Source organism: Enterococcus sp. OL5, assembly GCF_006491895.1.
GTDB classification, from domain to species: Bacteria; Bacillota; Bacilli; order Lactobacillales; family Enterococcaceae; genus Enterococcus_D; species Enterococcus_D innesii.
In genome coordinates this window covers 142,879-160,208 of the sequence record NZ_VHIL01000003.1, presented here as the reverse complement: position 1 = coordinate 160,208, position 17,330 = coordinate 142,879, and the positions used below count along the sequence as shown (strand labels likewise).

The following is a 17,330-nucleotide window of genomic DNA, read 5'->3' as shown; positions in this document are numbered from 1 at the left end:
ATTATGGCGACAAAACACGATTTGATTTTAGCGCATATCGAGAATCTGCCTGTAGGCGATCGCATCTCGGTGCGGGGAATCGCAAAAGACTTGAATGTCAGTGAAGGAACAGCCTATCGGGCGATCAAAGATGCGGAAAATATCGGCTTGGTTTCAACGATCCAGCGTGTCGGAACCATCCGTATCGAACGAAAACTAAAAAAACACATTGAAAAACTAACTTTCGGCGAAGTCGTCCAAATCATTGAAGGTGATGTTTTGGGCGGCGCAGCCGGTTTAGACAAAGACTTGAACAAATTTGTTATCGGCGCCATGAAGGAATCGGCAATGGAACGCTACATCACGCCTGGTTCCTTAGTGATCGTCGGAAACCGTAACGAAGTCCACAAGTTGGCACTGGAAGATGGCGCAGCCGTCTTGATCACGGGGGGCTTTGAAACCTCAGAGGAAATCTGTCGCTTAGCAGACGAATTGGAGCTGCCGATTTTACAAACGACCTATGACACCTTTACCGTGGCAACGATGATCAACCGTGCCTTGAGCGACCAGCTGATCAAAAAGGACATTATGCTGGTGAGTGACATTTATATGCCATTGGAAAAAACCAAGTATCTGCACACCTTTGATACGGTCAAGGATTACAAACTGCTTTCGGAGTCTACCAATCACTCCCGCTATCCAGTCGTCAACAAGAATATGCGGGTCGTTGGGATCATCACAGCCAAAGATGTCCTAGAAAAGCCTGACACGCAGATCATCGAACGAATCATGACCCGGGAACCACGGGTCGTAAAAAAAGAGATGAGTGTGGCCTCTGCCAGCCATCAGATGATTTGGGATGGCTTAGAAGTGATGCCCGTCGTAGCAGATGACCTTTCTTTGATTGGGATCGTCACACGCCAAGACATCATGAAAGCGATGCAGATGGTCCAACGACAAACACAAATTTCAGATACGATTTCAGACCAAATCTCGGGACAGATGCAAGTCATCGAACAAGATTTTGAAGGGAACAAATTGCCGCAGCCGCATTTCAGCTTTGCGGTGACGCCTCAAATGGTCAATGAAGTCGGAACGATCTCTTTTGGTGTCTTGAGTGAAGTGATCGCTAATACGGCAAAACGTACCATGCAGTTGAATCAACGGCGCAATAGTTGGATCGAACAAGTCAATCTGCATTACTTCCGTTTGATCCAATTAGAAAGCGAGATCATCATTCAACCGAAGATTCTAGAACTGGGGCGACGTTCGGCGAAAATCGATATTGAAGTATCGATCGAAAATTCCTTAGTGGCAAAAGCGATCGTGGTATGCCAAGTAATGGAACGCCCATAAATCATCGAAAACGGCACTTATGGTAAAATTTTAGAGAGAAAGTTGAGACCATTCATGAAGGTACAAGAAGAAATACTTGCAACAATCAAAGCATTCGACCGAATCATTATCCATCGGCACCAACGCCCTGATCCAGATGCATTAGGATCACAAGTGGGCTTGGCAGAAATTTTACGAGCTAGTTTTCCAAAAAAAGAAATCTATCAAGTCGGCGGACCTGTTGAAGGATTGGATTACTTGGCGCTGATGCAGACGATCCCTGATGATTTGTATAAAGGGGCACTAGTGATCGTTACAGATACGGCCAATGCACCACGGGTCAGTGACCAACGCTATGATCAAGGGGCGAAATTGATCAAAATCGATCATCACCCTAATGATGAGCCTTACGGAGAGCTGGTCTGGGTCAATACGAAAGCCAGCAGCTGTAGTGAGATGATCGTTTCGTTTTGGCAAATGTTTCAAAACGAGCTGACGATGACCCAAGAAGCGGCTCGTCTACTGTATGCGGGCATTGTTGGTGATACTGGACGGTTTTTATATCCGGCAACGACAGCGACAACCCTGCGCTTAGCGGCTGAACTATTGGATTACGGCTTTGATGCAGCGAAGATCAATCGGCAATTGGATCAAGTCTCTCGCAGTGTTGCCCGCCTTTCAGGGTATGTCTACGAAAACATCGAAATCGATGAGATTGGTGCTGGCAAAGTGATCCTATCACAAGAATTGCAGCAGCGTTTTGGCGTAGTGGATTCGGAAACCTCAGCAGTCGTTTCCTTACCAGGGAAAATCGATGAGGTGCTGGCTTGGGCGATCTTTGTCGAACAACCAGAAGGCTATTACCGAGTGCGGATGCGTTCGAAAGGTCCAGTGATCAATGAGATCGCCAAACGTCATCATGGCGGCGGACATCCCCTTGCCAGTGGAGCAAACGCAAAAGACCTTGAAGAAGTTGCAGTAATCTATCAAGAGATCCAAGCAGCGATCAAAGAATTTCAAGCAGAATAAACACTTTCACAAGAACATTTGCCAATAAAAAAAAGGGCGTGCCAAAAGCTTTCGGCATGCCCTTTTTTAGACAAAACGCAGCGCAGGCTCATCACTGAACCGGCACTGCGTTATTTTGTTGCGTATTTACGAGAAAATAAGAAGTTTAGCCCCGTAGATCGTCTAAAAATTCAGTTTTGCTTTTCGTTTTCTCGTCTTTCATTTTGATGACTTTGGCTGGTGAGCCAGCAACGACTGCTCCAGCAGGGACATCTTCAGTCACCACAGAACCAGCAGCGACGACTGCACCTTCGCCAACACGGACACCTTCAAGGACGACGGCATTTGCACCGATCAAAACATTGTCTTCTATGATGACTGGGCTTGCTGAAGGTGGCTCAAGAACGCCAGCCAAGACAGCACCAGCGCCAATATGGGCTTTTTTCCCAACGGTTGCCCGGGCACCTAAAATCGCACCCATGTCGATCATGGTTTCTTCACCAACGACGGCACCAATGTTGATCACGGCCCCCATCATGATAACGGCATTTTTTTCAATGATGGCTTGGTCACGGATAAAGGCACCTGGTTCGATACGGGCATCGACTTTCGTCAAGTCTAACAAAGGGATCGCTGAGTTGCGGCGATCATTTTCCAGATAGTGATCGGTGATTTTGTCTTGGTGCGCGGCTAAAAACTCATCTACTTTTTGACTGTCACCAACCACGAAATAGAAGGTGCCGTTACCAAACAATTGGATGCCATCTGCTTGGACGTCTCCAAGATCTCCATTGATATAGACTTTTACAGGTGTTTGTTTATTTGCTTCTTTGATATATTTTGCTAATTGATAAGGATCGGAAAATTGTAATTCTGTCATGAGAGACCACCTTTACTTGTCGATTAGATTTTGCATGGAATAAAAACCGGCTGGTTGATCGGCTAAAAATTCCGCTGCTTTTAGCGCACCATTGGCGAAGATTTCGCGGGAGAGCGCAGTGTGTTTTAATTCAATGATTTCATCCTGCCCAGCATAGATGACAATGTGTTCCCCAGGGATCGTTCCGCCGCGAACGGCATGGATGCCCATCTGCTTGCGGTCATTTACTAGATCACTGCCTTCACGCCCGTAGAGATACTCTTTTTTTGTTTCACAGCTGTCATTGATACTATCTGCTAACAGCAAAGCTGTACCGCTTGGCGCATCGAGTTTTTGATTATGATGCTTTTCGATGATCTCAATGTCAAAGTCAGCTTCTAATGCGGGGGTGATACTTTGTAGTGCTTTGATCAGCACATTGATCCCCAACGACATATTGGCAGAATAGAAAACCGGAATCACTTTAGCAGCTAACGGCAGCATCATCTGCGTGTCTTCCGTCAAACCAGTTGTAGCAACCACGATTGGCAGCTGCTGTTCGACACAATAGTTCAACAAGGCAGGGACATTGCTATAATGAGAAAAATCAATCACCAAATCGATTGGCTGCGTGATTTTTTCTGGACGATCATAGATTGGAAAAGGACCATCTAATTGCTCGGTACGATCCAAGCCGGCGGCCACTTCTAACTGAGGGTGCTTTGCGATCAGGCTTTGCAACACTTTGCCCATGCGACCGTTTGCACCGCTTAATAAAATCTGTTTCACCAAAAACTCCTCCTTACAGCAATCCGTAATTGGTCATTTCTTCTTCTAAATGAACGAGGGTCGCATCTTCTGGGACACCCAAAGGCAAACGATAATGCAATTCGCATTTGCCTAGCAAGGAGACCGCTGCTTTGATCGGCACAGGATTTACTTCACTGAAAATCGCATCGATCAACGGTTTTTGTCGCAATTGCTCTTTGATGGCTGCTTTTACATCACCATTTAAGAAATCAGCAACGAGTTGTGCCGTTTGTTTCGGTGCAATATTGCCGATCGTTGAAATCACTCCAGAGCCACCTAAAGCTAGAATTGGGGTTACTTGATCGTCATTTCCTGAATAGATCGCAAAGTCATCATCCGCAAGACGAGCGATTTCTGCGATTTGCGAAATGTCACCGCTGGCCTCTTTGATGCCTTTGATATTGGGTATTTTTTTTAGTTCTGCCACGGCTTCAGGTGTTAAATTTAAGCCGGTTCTTGAGCTGACGGAGTATAAGATCACTGGCAAATCAACGCTTTGACAGATTGCTTCATAGTGAGCGACTAAACTTTTCTTGGTCGCTTTGTTGTAGTAAGGTGTTACAACCAATAATGCGTCAGCACCAACGCGCTGTGCTTCTTTTGAAAGATGGATCCCATGTTGGGTGTTGTTGGAGCCTGTTCCGCCGATGACGGGGATTCGACCAGCAACTTGTTTTACCACCGCTTCGATCACCGCGATATGTTCTTCATCGTCTAACGTGGATGCTTCACCGGTCGTACCACATGCAATGATTGCATTCGTTCCTTGCTGCACATGCCACTCCGCTAACTCCTTCAGCTTATCGAAATCCACCGAACCATCTTGAAGCATAGGGGTGATCAACGCAACGCCAGAACCTTTGAATATTGTCAAACTACGACACATCCTTTCAACCAATTTATTTTTCGTAACTCTACGTATAACTGTACCAAAACGAGGGGTAAATTTTTCAATAAAAATCGAAACATTTCGACAATTTATACTATAGATTATTCGAATTATATACTATAATATTAAACAATATCAATGAAAAACTGAATATTCGTTGGTTTTTATGGATATTTTTAAAAGGAATGAATAGAAAGGTGTTTTAACATGCAAGTATCGCAAGCAGTCAAAAAATTAACCGAAGACGTGGTTCGTTTTCGTCGTGAATTACATACAATCCCTGAATTAGGGTTAACTGAGTTCAAAACAAAGGAATACTTGCTGCGTCAGTTGCAATCCTTTGGAATCAAAGAAATCTATCCAGTGATTGAAACCGGCTTGATTGCGGTCTTTCGCAGCGATCGTCCAGGAAAGACGCTGGCCTTTCGAACGGATATCGATGCACTGCCGATCAAAGAAGAGACAGGTGTTTCCTTTGTTTCCAAACATGAAGGGAAAATGCATGCCTGCGGTCATGACGGCCATATGGCAACGATGCTAGGGTTTGCTAAATATTTAGCAACACATCCTGAAGTGATTCGTGGAACGATCGTTTTGATTTTCCAACCAGCCGAGGAAAGCCCCGGTGGCGCTCAATTGATGATCGATGAAGGCATCTTACGAGATTTTGGCGTGGAAAAAATCGTGGGGCTGCATGTCTTCCCAGACTTTCCCGAAGGAGTCATTGCGAGTCGGAAAGGTCCGATGATGGCCCGTAACGGCGAGATCAATCTAACGATCAACGGCACGAGTGCCCATGGTGCCCAGCCTCATCAAGGACATGATGCCATTTTAGCCGCGGCTGCGATCATTCAAGGATTGCATTCGATCATTTCACGCAATATCAGCCCGCTTTCTGCTGGGGTCATCACTTTTGGGAAGATCCATGGGGGAGATGCGGAAAATATCATTCCCGGCAAGGTCGTTTTAAAAGGAACGATGCGGGCGTTTGAAGATGAAGTCTATGAAACGATGACGCGCAGAATCACCACCGTCGCACAAGAAATCGCCAAAGGATATGATTGCACGGCGGATGTCGAATTCGAGCACCTTTATCGTGTCGTGGACAATGATCCTGAGATGGTGGAAGTATTGGAAAAAGTGGTTGGGGAGAGCTACCGAGAAACACCGCCATATATGTTGGCAGAGGATTTTTCGATGTACCAAAAGGAAATCCCCGGCGTCTTTTTCTTTGTCGGTACCCGAAATGAAGAAAAAGGTTATGTCCACCCTTTACACAGCAGCAAAATGAATTTTGACGAAAAAAATCTATTGCAAGGCATCGAATGCTACGTTCGTTTGATCGAGGCGTTGAACGAGCCGACAGACAAGGAGTAAAGCGATGGCAAAAGAAATCAAGAACAATCACTTATACATTGACGGTTGCGATACCGTTGAGCTGGCAAAAACCTTTGGAACTCCCCTTTACGTGTATTCCGTTTCGGAGATTCGCGAAGAATGCCAAAAGATTCAGGCGCAGTTTTTGACGCGCTACAGCAAGACACGGGCAGCCTATGCCGCTAAAGCTTTCTGTACTACAGCGATGCTGCAAGTGATCAAGTCAGAAGGACTTTCATTAGACGTGGTTAGCGGTGGGGAACTGTATACAGCGATCCAAGCTGATTTTCCAGCAGAACACATCGAGTTTAACGGCAATAACAAATCCATTGAAGAATTAGCAGCCGCCCTTGATTATGGCGTGGGACGGATCATCGTTGATGGCATTCAAGAAGTCGGCTTGATCCGCGCGTTATGTCAAGAAAAGCAAGTCGTTGCTAAAATTTTGTTGCGCATCACACCCGAGGTTTCGGTCAGCACCCATCAATTTATCTCGACCGGACAAAAAGATTCAAAATTCGGGATTCCTTTAGATGAAGAAATCTTATTTCCGTTAGTGGAAGAAGTGATTCAAGCACCTGAATTGGATTTCTATGGCCTGCATTTTCATGTCGGCAGTCAATTGTCGGACAATCGCTCACATCTAGCGGCAGTTGATGCGGCTTTGGCCCTTGTCCAAACTATTCATGAACGTTTTGATTATTGGATCAAAGAACTAAATGTTGGCGGCGGCTTTGGCGTTCGATACACAGATGCAGATATTCGCCAACCCTACAGCTACTTTTTAGATCCTGTGATGGAAAAAATCGACGCCTTTTATGCGCAGCACCAGAGCGAACGTCCGACCATCGTTATTGAACCCGGTCGCAGTATCGTCGCAGAAGCAGGCATTAGTTTGCACACCATCGGCAGTATCAAGACATTGCCGGGAATCAGAACATACGCCAGCATTGACGGTGGCATGACAGACAATATTCGTCCTGGTCTTTATCAAGCAACTTATACTGGTATCTTAGCCAACCGCGCTTCCGAAGCTGCGACACAAAAGATCACCATTTCTGGCAAAGCTTGTGAGAGTACGGACATCTTAGTAAAAGATCTTGCATTACCGCCCGTTGAAACTGGGGATCTGTTTGCTACGTTCGCAACAGGAGCTTATGGCTATTCGATGGCCAGCAGCTACAATAATTTACAGATTCCTGCAGTCGTCTTTGTGGAAAACGGCCAAGCGGAATTAGCCGTTAAACGCCAGTCCTACGAGCAAATGCTGCAAAATGAAGTGGTTCCTTCGTTTCTAAAAGAGGGAGCTTCCAGCAAGTAAAATTTTGAAAAGCAGGTGACAACATGACGATTCCTTATACAAAAATGCAAGGTGCAGGAAATGATTTTATCGTAATCGATAACCGCACATTGAAATTCTCCCATGAACAACTGTCGCAATTTGCTGCTCAGGTTTGCCATCGGAAATTTTCTGTTGGCGCGGATGCAGTCATGGCAGTGGATTTTCCCACAGGAACCGCTGATTTTCGGATGCGGTTTTACAATGCTGATGGGACCGAAGCAGAAATGTGCGGCAACGGCGCTCGCTGTATTGCCCGTTATGCCTTTGAGAAGGGAATTGCTGGCGAGCAGATGACCATCGAAACAGTTGCTGGCGATGTCCCCGCATGGCGCTTGTCGGCAAAACACTACAAAGTAACCTTGAATCCACCCACCGTGACTACATTTGATCAAGCGTACCCGAATCCAATGGTTTCTTTCGTGGACTATGTGGAATTGGGTGATCCAGGAATCCCTCATGCGGTGGTTCACTATCCTGGTCTGGCAGAAACTGAGTTGGAACAGCTGGCTGAACTTGCCAAAGAGATACGCTATTGGGAGGTTTTCCCCAAAGGGGCGAATGTCAATTTCTATGAAGAAGATGACAAGGGTGATCTGATCGTTCGCACGTATGAACGAGGGGTGGAAGGTTTTACCTATGCGTGCGGCACAGGTTCTGGTGCCACTGCGTATGTCGTGACCAAACGTCACCAGCAAGCGGCAGCGAATGTCTTGCTGCACGTGTTAGGTGGCGAGTTAACGGTAGAAGTTGATGTTGATCAGGGCGCATTAGAATTGATCGGCGATGCGGTTATGGTCTCTGAAGGCTTGATTCTAGATGAGAATTTGGCTCTGTAAACACTGTGAAAATTATTGCAAAAAGATGATATTTTCGTGAAAAAAAGAATTGACATTCATTTGAGGCTATCGTATAGTTAAACACAAATTAAAAAACACGCGATGATAAGAAGAGTAAGTCAGTTTCGATTGGATCAGAGAGCTCGGATTGGTGAGAAAGAGCACAGCCGTTTGACTGAAGATGGCCTTGGAGCGTTTGGACGTGAGCAAAAGCAAGCGTGCAGCGGAATTGCCCGATACAGCAAAGCAGTTGATAAACTGATAAGGTTGGCAGCTTGTGCCAATGAATTAAAGGTGGTACCACGAACATGGTTGTTTCGTCCTTTCTCTATGATGGAGAAAGGACGTTTTTTTTATTATAAAAAGGGGGAACTAAAAATGAAACAGTTGAAAAAGGGAATCGTTGGGTTAGTTGCTGCTGTCTTAATTACATTGGCAGCTTGTGGCAATACTAGCAGCACAGAGGATACACAGTCTGGTGAAAACAGTGTAGATGCAGTGGAAGAAAAAGTCGTTGGAGTGGCACCAGGACCATATGGGGATATGGTGACAGAGGTGATCTCTCCATTACTGGAAGAAAAAGGGTATCAACTCACGACCAAAGTGTTTAATGATTATATTCAGCCGAACAATGCCTTGGCGAATGGCCAAATCGATGCCAATTTGTTTCAGCATACGGCCTATCTAGAAAAATTTTCGGCAGATAACCAGTTATCTCTTACGGCATTACAAAAAGTGCCAACATTGGGAATGGGCATCTATTCGAAGCAATTGTCCAGCTTGGATGAGTTAGCAGACGGGGCGACTGTTTCGATTGCCAATGATGCCTCAAATTTAGCGCGGACCTTGCAACTGTTAGCTGCCAATGAGTTGATCACCATCGCAGACAATATCGACGAAACGAAAGCAACAGTGAATGACATCGAAGAAAATCCGAAGAATCTGACATTTAAAGAATTAGACGCAGCTCAATTGGCTCGTTCGTTAGATACAGTCGATTTAGCTTTAGTACCAGGAAACTTCGCTTGGGCGGCTTCTCTTGATCCTGCAGATGCTTTGGCGTTGGAGTCATTGAAAGAAGAATATAAAAATGTTTTTGTGGTGTCCTCCGAAGAAGAAGACAGTGATTTTGCTAAGGCAGTTACGGAAGTATTAGAAAGTGACGCATTTAAAGAAGCGATTGCCGAATCACCGTTCAGCAACTTTGATCAACCGAAATTTTGGACTGAGTAAGAAGGGGATCCTATGGCAAAAATAGAAGTGAAACAAGTATCAGTGGCCTTCACTCATAAAAAACAAATCAAAAAAGCAGTTGATTCCATTGATTTTTCCGTTCAGGCTGGAGAAGTATATGGGATCGTCGGATTGAGCGGGGCGGGGAAAAGTACTTTGGTTCGTACGTTGAATCTACTGCAGGTGCCATCTAGCGGTCAAATTCTGATTGATGGTCAAGACATCACGCAAGCTAAAGGCAAACACTTGCGTGAAGTACGACAAAAAATCGGGATGATCTTTCAGCATTTCAATCTGATCCATAATCGAACCATCAAGGAAAATTTAGCCTTTGCTTTGCGTGCTGGACATTATCCGCAAGAAAAGCAAGAAGCGAGGATCAAGGAACTGTTGGAAATGGTAGATCTGCCTCACAAAATTCACGAGTATCCGAATAATTTGTCTGGGGGAGAAAAGCAACGGATCGGCATTGCACGAGCGATTGCCAATGAACCTGAGATTTTGTTGTGTGACGAAGCTACCAGTGCGTTAGATGTTGAAACGACTGAAGAAATTTTGAAATTATTGATCCGAATCAAGGAACAGACAGGCATCACCATCGTCTTTATCACCCATGAATTGGATGTTGCCCGCAAGTTTTTTGATCGGGTGGCAGTGATGGAGAAGGGTCGGATCGTTGAAGAACAAACGACCTACGGCTTGTTCAGTCAGCCTAAACAGCCTATGACGAAAAAACTGGTAGGTCGTTACTTGGATCTGACGCTTCCCGAGGAGATTCTAGCATCCTTCACGGAAGGCGACTTGCTGGAATTGCGCTATCAAGGGGAGTATACGTTAGAACCACTGATTTCGACTGTAGCCAAAGCCTATGATGTGTCGATCAATATTATCCACGGAAAAATTGAGTATATCAAAAAAGATGTGATCGGTATTTTGTATATCTATTTGACTGGCCCCGCCGAAGAAGCAGCAAAAGCCCGAGCACACCTAGCTGCGAACGTCTTTTCTCTAAGAAAGATAGGTGAGAAAAATGGCTGATACGCTTGAGATTTTAAAAACAAACCTGCCCCAAGCACTATGGGAAACATTCTTCATGGTGGGAACTTCAGCAATTATAGGAGTAGTTTTCGGCTTATTGATTGGATTAGTCCTGTTTTTAGTCGGCAGTAAACTTTTTCATAAAAATGTTTTCTTGCATCATCTGGCCGATTTTGTCGTCAATGCAATCCGTTCGCTACCATTTTTGATCTTATTGATTACGTTGATTCCGTTATCAGCGATGCTGATCGGTGATCCTTATACCCCGGCCGGCGGAGCGATTGCCTTATCGATTGCCGCGATTCCTTTTTACGCCCGAATCGCTGAATCCGCATTTGCCGAAATCGACTATGGCGTCCTTGAAGCTAGTGTCGCTTCCGGAGCATCGACGGGGCAAATTATTCGCGAAGTGATTTTACCAGAAAGTTTGCCAGCCTTGATTCGCGGATTTGTGCTAACTTTGATCAGTCTTTTAGGCTACTCGGCGATGGTGGGAACGATTGGCGCAGGCGGCATTGGTGATTTAGCAATTCAGTATGGTTACTACCGCTATGAAACGGCGATTTTGATTGTGGTGATTCTCTTGTTGATCCTTTTGGTACAACTCATCCAGTGGATCGGCGATGCTTGTGCAAATTATTTCTCGAAATAAAAATGAATTCTGTGTAGTTCCTTTTCGGATACACGTGAATTATCGCTTCTGTTATTACTCTACAGAAGCGATTTTTTTGCTTATCGGTCACTGATTTTTGGTTGCGCCACTAGTGGTTTTTCGGTATGCTGATGGTGAGTTGTTTTTTACAGCGAAAATTATATTTTAAAGGAGCAACATTATGACTCAAATTCCTAACTGTCCAAATTGCCAATCTGAATACGCTTATGAAGATCGCGGGCTGTTTGTTTGTCCTGAATGCGGAAACGAATGGCAAGAGCAACAAGCGGCGGAAGAAGCACCCGTATACAAAGATGCTAATGGCAATATTTTAGTAGATGGTGATACAGTGACAGTCATCAAAGACTTGAAAGTCAAAGGCGCATCTGGCGCCATCAAACAAGGAACGAAAGTGAAAAACATCAAATTAGTCGAAGGCGACCACAACATTGATTGCAAGATCGATGGCTTCGGCGCGATGAAACTAAAATCAGAATTTGTAAAAAAAGGTTAAAAACAAAATCTTCCAGTCATCTTCATAATTTTTTCACCACTTTAATGGTAAAATAAGGTCAAAGATTAAAAGGGGGAATTTTATCGTGTATGGTATGGGCGGATACGGGTTCGGCTTTTTTTATGACCCGACTTTCATTCTCGTAATTATCGGTATGGTGATATCGCTAGCAGCGTCAGCGTACGTCAAAAGTACCTTTAACAAATATGACAAAGTCAGAAGTAAAAATAATATTACCGGCACAAAAGCGGCGCAGTACATCTTGCAGAGCCAAGGAATCAATAATGTTGGTGTGCAAGCGATCGCTGGTGATTTGACGGATAATTACAATTCTGGCAACAAAATGCTGAGTTTATCACAATCCACCGCACAATCAACTTCGGTAGCAGCAATCGGTGTTGCAGCCCATGAGTGTGGTCACGCAGTCCAAGATGCCAAAGGTTATTTTCCTTTGCGTTTGCGTCATGCGATCGTGCCGATCGCCAATATCGGAACTAGCATCTCGATCCCGTTAATTTTGATCGGGGTACTGTTACGAGGCTCGTTTCTGATCAACTTAGGTTTGTTGGCTTTCTCATTGGCGTTTATTTTCCAATTAGTGACCTTGCCAGTCGAGTTCGATGCCTCAAAACGGGCGATCCGTATTTTGGCAGATGGTGGCTTGTTAACAGAAGAGGAAGTGCCACAAGCGAGAAGAGTGCTCTTTGCCGCAGCGTTGACCTATGTCGCAGCTGCCGTAGCAACCTTATTGCAGCTCTTACGTTTGATTATTTTATTCGGTAATAACAACCGTCGGAATTAATCGACAGTATGACAGAAAAAAGACCAGCTCAGGCATCCTGAACTGGTCTTTTTTCGTTATTCTACTATTAAGTAAATGTAATAGACGTTTTCAACGCTTTTTAAATTTTCTTCGGACAAGTTATTTTCCATCACATCATATAATTTTAGGTCGCCACCTTGTGCAATATAAATCAAAGGAATCTCAACATTTTTTTGGATTTCTAGGGGATCTTCTTCAATGTGGTAGATTGCTCCCCCGGGAAGATCATTGTCTTCTCCAAGAGAAATATACTGAAATGCCGTAAGATCTGTCGTTGTTTCTGATGCTCCGCCATTGGAAGATAAGTTTACGAGCAGCTTTTTTTCCCCTTTAGAAATGCCAATCGTTAAATAACCGTTATAATTGCTTTTGGTATCTGTCATTAAGGAAGCAATCAACTTGTGGGTTGTTTTCTCCCCTTTGTGATAGTGATCAAAGTAAACCGTCATCGCTTGAGCTTGGGTATTAAATTTTAGCTGCGAACCAAAATCAAATAACAGTCTGGAAAGATCCATTTGATTTTCGACTTGAACTAGATGATTATCTGGAACACCCGCTATTTTTTCTCCTCGAAAAGGACCATAATTGTAATAGTTTAAATAAAGCCCCCCTGGTAGACCAATCAATACGAACAAAGACAGTACAGCAATAACAATTGTCCTACGTGTGTTTTTTAGCCGAGCTTTTTTCACGATTTTTTTAAAATCTTGCTCTTTAATAGCCATATTTCTTTTCCTCCATTCGTTTTTTCAGTTGTTTTCTTCCTCGATATAATGCTGTTTTGATACTATCTTCCGAGCGATTCAGTAAGAAGCTTATTTCTTTTAAGCTCAAATTTTCTGCATACTTCATGATCAAAAGGGTGGAGGTAGAAACGGGTAATTCTTGAAGTGCCTCATAAAGATCATCATCAGTTTCTTGCCAGTTGATACTAGAAGCAGTCACTGGCAAATACTGCCTGACGATTTCTCGCCGTCGCTTTGTTTGTTTATACAACGTAAAGTAACCATTGATCCCCACACGAAACAGCCACGGACGAATCGCTTCTGCGGATAAGACCGAATCGATTTCAAGGATTTTAACAACTGCTTCTTGAGCAATATCTTCGGCATCCTGTTGTGAAGCGCCGAGGGACTGCAGGTAATGAACCAAGTCATTTGTTAACTGCAGTAAATAATGTTCGTAAGCATCCAAACGCATTTTTCCCCCTCCTTAACAATACAACAACTGAAAATAAAAAAAGTGGACATCTTTCAACTGAAAAAATCGAAAAAAATCGATAAAATGTTAAATTAATCGATTGAGTTGTGCTTATTTTCTCAAAGAACAAAAAGAATGACAATGATTGGTTGGAGAAAATCTAGAAATTTTTAGCAGAATGAGTAAGAACTAAACGAAAATGAAAAAAACTGAAGTGAAATGACATGAAGACAAGTGTCATTTCACTTCAGTTTTTTATAAAAGGAGATATGCATCTCAGTTGTTTTTAATAGAATCGCTTAAGAATTAACGGATATGACAGATAGGTACTCTGTCCAAAAATCAGTAAAATCTTTGATTGTTCCATCTTTATTTAGCTGTGCCTGTTCAAATACTGCATTATTTTTTCCGAATGGATCAATTGCGATAATTGTTCCAATCCCAGCACGCTTGGCAGCAAGCAAACCTGAATAAGCATCTTCGATAACAAGACAATCAGCAGGAGCTAAGCCCAATTTGCCAGCCGCTTTAAGAAAAATATCCGGTTGCGGTTTTCCAGGAAAAGAGCCATCGTCATAGACGATCTTATCCCAATCAAACCAGCGTGCTAAATCGAAAGTATCAAAATAAAAAGCAACATTCTCTTTAACAGTAGCCGTGGCAATCGTTAATGGAATCTGCTGGTCAGTCAGCTGATCAAGAGTCGCTTCAAGCCCCTTTGTCAATTGGAGATCGTTCTCATTTTGCAAGCAAAGCATACGATAATAGCTTTCTTTTTCTTCTGACAAGACGGCGATCTCAGAGACAGTCAAATGTTCTGAAATGAAATGTTTTAAAATCTCCGTATTCGTTCGACCATGGATATTTTTTAAAATATCCTCATCTGATAAACCATCTTTTGTATGATCATGAATCATGTGCAGCCAAGCAGCTTCATGTAGATGAGAGTCCAAAAACATTGTTCCGTTAAAATCAAAAATAATCCCTTTCATAGTTACACTCCTATAGTGGTATTTTCGGTTGAATCAGCAATTTGCAGATCGACATATTGTGCATAGTGCTCTTGTAGCTCAGGTGATATTTGACGATCCGTAATGAGTAGGTCGAAGTCATGCAAATTATAAAATACATAAAAATCATCACGGTTGAACTTTTTGTTATCAACGAGCAGATATTTCTTACGGGAATTATTTAATGCGATCTGCTGGGCTTCTCCTTCTTCTGTACTATAAGTAGAAATGGCTTCGTTGTGTACCCCGTTTGAACTGATAAATGCTTTTGTAAACTTTAATCTTCTTAAATTGTCGTTAGTAATCGGTCCAACAAATGCACCGGTATTTTTACGAAAATCGCCGCCAATTAGTAAAATTTCCGGTCCATCTGCTTGCGCAAGAATATCAAAAACCGGGTAATTATTAGTAATGATCCGGATTTTCTTGTTCAGTAAATGTGTCGCCAATAGTTCGATTGTTGTACCTGGTCCTAAGAAAATCGTTTCCCCCTCGTGAATCAATGAGGCTGCTGTGGCAGCAATTTCTTTTTTTTCTTGAATCTGTAGAGTGGCTTTTTCGGTGTGAGAAAGTTCTTGATCTAAAGTATAGGAAAGACTTTGAGCCCCTCCATGGATACGTAGCAGCTTGCCCGATTTTTCTAATTCATCTAAATCTCTGCGAACGGTCATATCAGAAACATCTAATTGATTGATGATCTCGTTAACAGTAAGAATTCCTTTTTTATTGACCATTTCTACGATAGTAAACAATCTTTCTTTTTTCAGCATCGTCTTCACCTCTAATTTAAAGATAATCTATCATATAATCGGCTAGCAGTCAATCTAATTCGAACAAAAACAAACATTTTAAACATATTCTATGTTTGTTTCAATAAAAACCATCATTATTTTCCGATTTTTGTGATTATTTATGTTTGTTTTTGTTGACAAATGTTTTGGATGCGATTACAATTCAATCAGTTAGAAAATGCGGAAACTGATTATAGATTTGAGGAGAGATGTACATGCTTAAATTACCAGAAGATTTTATTTTTGGTGGAGCCACAGCAGCCTATCAGGTTGAAGGAGCCACTAAGGAGGGCGGCAAAGGCGCTGTTGCTTGGGATGATTTTTTAGAGGAACAGGGTAGATTCAGTCCTGATCCGGCAAGTGATTTTTATCATCAATATGCAAGGGATATTGAATTGTGTGAACGATTTGGTGTGAATGGGCTAAGATTATCCATTGCATGGAGTCGAATTTTTCCTGATGGAACAGGGGAACCGAACCCAGAAGGAATCGCTTTTTATCATCGTGTGTTCGAAGAATGTGCGAAAAGAAACGTAACGCCGTTTGTGACACTGCATCATTTTGATACCCCTAAACGTTTGTTTGACCAGGGAGATTTTTTGAATCGAGAAACAATAGAAGCATTCGTTTCCTATGCCATTTTTTGTTTTCATGAATTCAAAGAAGTGAAAGTGTGGAGTACCTTTAATGAAATCTATCCTGTTGCGACCAATCAATATTTGTTAGGCGTTTTCCCACCAGGAATCAAATACGATTTTACAAAAATCATCGCCTGTCTTCATAATATGATGGTTGCCCATGCACGTGTAGTGAACTATTTCAAAGAAAACGAACTTCCAGGCGAAATCGGTGTCGTTCACTCATTAGAGACGAAATATGCGGCAACAGACGCGCCAGAAGACAAGCATGCAGCCTTTTTAGACGATGCATTATCGATCCGTTTCTTATTAGATGCTACTTATTTAGGCAGTTATTCGACTGAAACCTTAAATGCTCTTGATGAGATATGTGAAGCAAATCAGGCGAGCTATCATTTTCCAGAAGAAGATTTTGTTGAATTGAAAAAAGCCTCCACGCGTAATGACTATTTAGGAATCAATCACTACCAATGCCACTTCGTTAGAGCTTACGATGGAGAAAACGCGATCCATCATAATGGCACGGGTGAAAAAGGAACCTCTGTTTATAAAGTGAAGGGGATCGGAGAACGCATTTATAAAGAAGGGATTCCTCGAACGGATTGGGACTGGCTGATTTATCCAGAAGGTCTTTATGATTTGTTACTGCGAATTAAAAGCGATTACCCGCATTACAACAAAATCTATATCACTGAAAACGGCATGGGGTATAAAGACCAGTTTGAAGATGGCATCATTATGGATCAGCCGAGAATCGACTATTTGAGAGTCTATTTGGAATCCTTAAGCAAGGCGATAACAGCTGGGGTAAATGTGAAGGGATATTTTTTGTGGTCGCTTATGGATCTTTTCTCATGGACAAATGGGTATAACAAAAGGTATGGCTTGTTTTATGTTGATTTTGAAACCCAGAAGCGTTACCCGAAAGAGTCAGCATACTGGTACAAATTAGTTAGTGAAACTAAAACGATTATTTAATAAGTAATAACGGAGGAA

At 43.0% G+C, this 17,330-nt stretch carries 18 protein-coding genes and 1 other annotated feature; of the genes, 11 read left to right on the top strand and 7 right to left on the bottom strand.

The window, feature by feature from the left end:
- The first annotated feature begins 3 nt into the window (after nt 1-3).
- Both FJU10_RS05015 and FJU10_RS05010 read left to right on the top strand, forming a co-directional pair.
- Nucleotides 4-1,335, top strand: a complete 1,332-nt coding sequence (locus FJU10_RS05015; RefSeq protein WP_005228249.1) for a DRTGG domain-containing protein — start codon at nt 4-6, stop codon at nt 1,333-1,335.
- Between the two features lie 54 nt (nt 1,336-1,389).
- The gene (locus tag FJU10_RS05010; protein ID WP_140965311.1) at nt 1,390-2,343 is read left to right on the top strand and encodes a DHH family phosphoesterase; all 954 of its coding nucleotides are present in this window, start codon (nt 1,390-1,392) and stop codon (nt 2,341-2,343) included.
- Nucleotides 2,344-2,488: 145 nt separating this feature from the next.
- Here FJU10_RS05010 and dapD read toward each other — a convergent pair whose 3' ends face one another.
- The 3 genes from dapD to dapA are packed head-to-tail and all read right to left on the bottom strand — an operon-like array spanning nt 2,489 to nt 4,865.
- Complete coding sequence (gene dapD, locus FJU10_RS05005) at nt 2,489-3,202, bottom strand: 2,3,4,5-tetrahydropyridine-2,6-dicarboxylate N-acetyltransferase (protein WP_140965310.1); 714 nt, start codon at nt 3,200-3,202, stop codon at nt 2,489-2,491.
- Nucleotides 3,203-3,214: 12 nt separating this feature from the next.
- Nucleotides 3,215-3,970, bottom strand: a complete 756-nt coding sequence (gene dapB, locus FJU10_RS05000) for a 4-hydroxy-tetrahydrodipicolinate reductase (protein WP_005233953.1) — start codon at nt 3,968-3,970, stop codon at nt 3,215-3,217.
- Between the two features lie 13 nt (nt 3,971-3,983).
- Nucleotides 3,984-4,865, bottom strand: a complete 882-nt coding sequence (dapA, locus tag FJU10_RS04995) for a 4-hydroxy-tetrahydrodipicolinate synthase (protein WP_140965309.1) — start codon at nt 4,863-4,865, stop codon at nt 3,984-3,986.
- 222 nt (nt 4,866-5,087) lie between these two features.
- Between dapA and FJU10_RS04990 the strand changes: the two genes are divergently transcribed.
- From FJU10_RS04990 to FJU10_RS04955, 8 genes are all read left to right on the top strand, one after another.
- Nucleotides 5,088-6,257, top strand: coding sequence for a M20 metallopeptidase family protein (locus FJU10_RS04990; protein ID WP_140965308.1), 1,170 nt, complete (start codon nt 5,088-5,090; stop codon nt 6,255-6,257).
- 4 nt (nt 6,258-6,261) lie between these two features.
- Nucleotides 6,262-7,578: a diaminopimelate decarboxylase gene (lysA, locus tag FJU10_RS04985; protein WP_010749977.1), complete on the top strand. Its 1,317-nt coding sequence runs from the start codon at nt 6,262-6,264 to the stop codon at nt 7,576-7,578.
- Nucleotides 7,579-7,601: 23 nt separating this feature from the next.
- On the top strand, nt 7,602-8,435 hold the full coding sequence (gene dapF, locus FJU10_RS04980) for a diaminopimelate epimerase (RefSeq protein WP_016621701.1): 834 nt from the start codon (nt 7,602-7,604) through the stop codon (nt 8,433-8,435).
- Nucleotides 8,436-8,528: 93 nt separating this feature from the next.
- Nucleotides 8,529-8,763, top strand: a binding site (T-box leader).
- Nucleotides 8,764-8,813: 50 nt separating this feature from the next.
- Nucleotides 8,814-9,668 carry a MetQ/NlpA family ABC transporter substrate-binding protein gene (locus FJU10_RS04975; RefSeq protein ID WP_140965383.1) on the top strand — a complete coding sequence of 285 codons (855 nt, stop codon included), beginning with the start codon at nt 8,814-8,816 and terminating at the stop codon, nt 9,666-9,668.
- 12 nt (nt 9,669-9,680) lie between these two features.
- A complete protein-coding gene (locus FJU10_RS04970; RefSeq protein WP_140965307.1) occupies nt 9,681-10,706 on the top strand; it encodes a methionine ABC transporter ATP-binding protein in 1,026 nt (341 codons plus the stop codon).
- The gene (locus FJU10_RS04965; RefSeq protein WP_081117871.1) at nt 10,699-11,358 is read left to right on the top strand and encodes a methionine ABC transporter permease; all 660 of its coding nucleotides are present in this window, start codon (nt 10,699-10,701) and stop codon (nt 11,356-11,358) included. The genes FJU10_RS04970 and FJU10_RS04965 overlap by 8 nt, the downstream gene beginning before the upstream one ends.
- Nucleotides 11,359-11,539: 181 nt before the next feature.
- Nucleotides 11,540-11,872: a zinc ribbon domain-containing protein YjdM gene (locus FJU10_RS04960; RefSeq protein WP_005228268.1), complete on the top strand. Its 333-nt coding sequence runs from the start codon at nt 11,540-11,542 to the stop codon at nt 11,870-11,872.
- A gap of 94 nt (nt 11,873-11,966) precedes the next feature.
- Nucleotides 11,967-12,674, top strand: coding sequence for a zinc metallopeptidase (locus FJU10_RS04955; protein WP_016612795.1), 708 nt, complete (start codon nt 11,967-11,969; stop codon nt 12,672-12,674).
- A gap of 56 nt (nt 12,675-12,730) precedes the next feature.
- Here the strand turns inward: FJU10_RS04955 and FJU10_RS04950 are convergent, their stop codons facing one another.
- The 4 genes from FJU10_RS04950 to FJU10_RS04935 all read right to left on the bottom strand — a co-directional run bounded on the left by FJU10_RS04950 (nt 12,731) and on the right by FJU10_RS04935 (nt 15,675).
- On the bottom strand, nt 12,731-13,420 hold the full coding sequence (locus tag FJU10_RS04950; protein WP_140965306.1) for a hypothetical protein: 690 nt from the start codon (nt 13,418-13,420) through the stop codon (nt 12,731-12,733).
- Entirely contained in the window at nt 13,410-13,895 is a 486-nt protein-coding gene (locus tag FJU10_RS04945) for an RNA polymerase sigma factor (protein ID WP_140965305.1), read from the bottom strand. The genes FJU10_RS04950 and FJU10_RS04945 overlap by 11 nt, the downstream gene beginning before the upstream one ends.
- A 299-nt stretch (nt 13,896-14,194) precedes the next feature.
- On the bottom strand, nt 14,195-14,887 hold the full coding sequence (locus tag FJU10_RS04940; protein WP_081117874.1) for an HAD family hydrolase: 693 nt from the start codon (nt 14,885-14,887) through the stop codon (nt 14,195-14,197).
- A gap of 2 nt (nt 14,888-14,889) precedes the next feature.
- Nucleotides 14,890-15,675: a DeoR/GlpR family DNA-binding transcription regulator gene (locus FJU10_RS04935; RefSeq protein WP_140965304.1), complete on the bottom strand. Its 786-nt coding sequence runs from the start codon at nt 15,673-15,675 to the stop codon at nt 14,890-14,892.
- A 236-nt stretch (nt 15,676-15,911) separates the two neighbouring features.
- On the opposite strand from FJU10_RS04935, the gene lacG reads away from it, so the two are divergent.
- The gene (gene lacG, locus FJU10_RS04930) at nt 15,912-17,312 is read left to right on the top strand and encodes a 6-phospho-beta-galactosidase (RefSeq protein WP_140965303.1); all 1,401 of its coding nucleotides are present in this window, start codon (nt 15,912-15,914) and stop codon (nt 17,310-17,312) included.
- The last annotated feature ends 18 nt before the right edge of the window (nt 17,313-17,330 follow it).

Excerpts from the sequence above, each read along its gene's own strand:
- FJU10_RS04975 (WP_140965383.1), top strand. The coding sequence starts at position 8,814 with ATGAAACAGTTGAAAAAGGGAATCGTTGGGTTAGTTGCTGCTGTCTTA.
- FJU10_RS04945 (WP_140965305.1), bottom strand. The coding sequence starts at position 13,895 with ATGCGTTTGGATGCTTACGAACATTATTTACTGCAGTTAACAAATGAC.
- FJU10_RS04940 (WP_081117874.1), bottom strand. The coding sequence starts at position 14,887 with ATGAAAGGGATTATTTTTGATTTTAACGGAACAATGTTTTTGGACTCT.
- FJU10_RS05015 (WP_005228249.1), top strand. The coding sequence starts at position 4 with ATGGCGACAAAACACGATTTGATTTTAGCGCATATCGAGAATCTGCCT.
- FJU10_RS04950 (WP_140965306.1), bottom strand. The coding sequence starts at position 13,420 with ATGGCTATTAAAGAGCAAGATTTTAAAAAAATCGTGAAAAAAGCTCGG.
- lacG (WP_140965303.1), top strand. The coding sequence starts at position 15,912 with ATGCTTAAATTACCAGAAGATTTTATTTTTGGTGGAGCCACAGCAGCC.
- FJU10_RS04990 (WP_140965308.1), top strand. The coding sequence starts at position 5,088 with ATGCAAGTATCGCAAGCAGTCAAAAAATTAACCGAAGACGTGGTTCGT.
- dapF (WP_016621701.1), top strand. The coding sequence starts at position 7,602 with ATGACGATTCCTTATACAAAAATGCAAGGTGCAGGAAATGATTTTATC.
- lysA (WP_010749977.1), top strand. The coding sequence starts at position 6,262 with ATGGCAAAAGAAATCAAGAACAATCACTTATACATTGACGGTTGCGAT.
- FJU10_RS04955 (WP_016612795.1), top strand. The coding sequence starts at position 11,967 with ATGGGCGGATACGGGTTCGGCTTTTTTTATGACCCGACTTTCATTCTC.
- dapD (WP_140965310.1), bottom strand. The coding sequence starts at position 3,202 with ATGACAGAATTACAATTTTCCGATCCTTATCAATTAGCAAAATATATC.
- FJU10_RS05010 (WP_140965311.1), top strand. The coding sequence starts at position 1,390 with ATGAAGGTACAAGAAGAAATACTTGCAACAATCAAAGCATTCGACCGA.
- FJU10_RS04965 (WP_081117871.1), top strand. The coding sequence starts at position 10,699 with ATGGCTGATACGCTTGAGATTTTAAAAACAAACCTGCCCCAAGCACTA.
- FJU10_RS04970 (WP_140965307.1), top strand. The coding sequence starts at position 9,681 with ATGGCAAAAATAGAAGTGAAACAAGTATCAGTGGCCTTCACTCATAAA.
- FJU10_RS04935 (WP_140965304.1), bottom strand. The coding sequence starts at position 15,675 with ATGCTGAAAAAAGAAAGATTGTTTACTATCGTAGAAATGGTCAATAAA.
- FJU10_RS04960 (WP_005228268.1), top strand. The coding sequence starts at position 11,540 with ATGACTCAAATTCCTAACTGTCCAAATTGCCAATCTGAATACGCTTAT.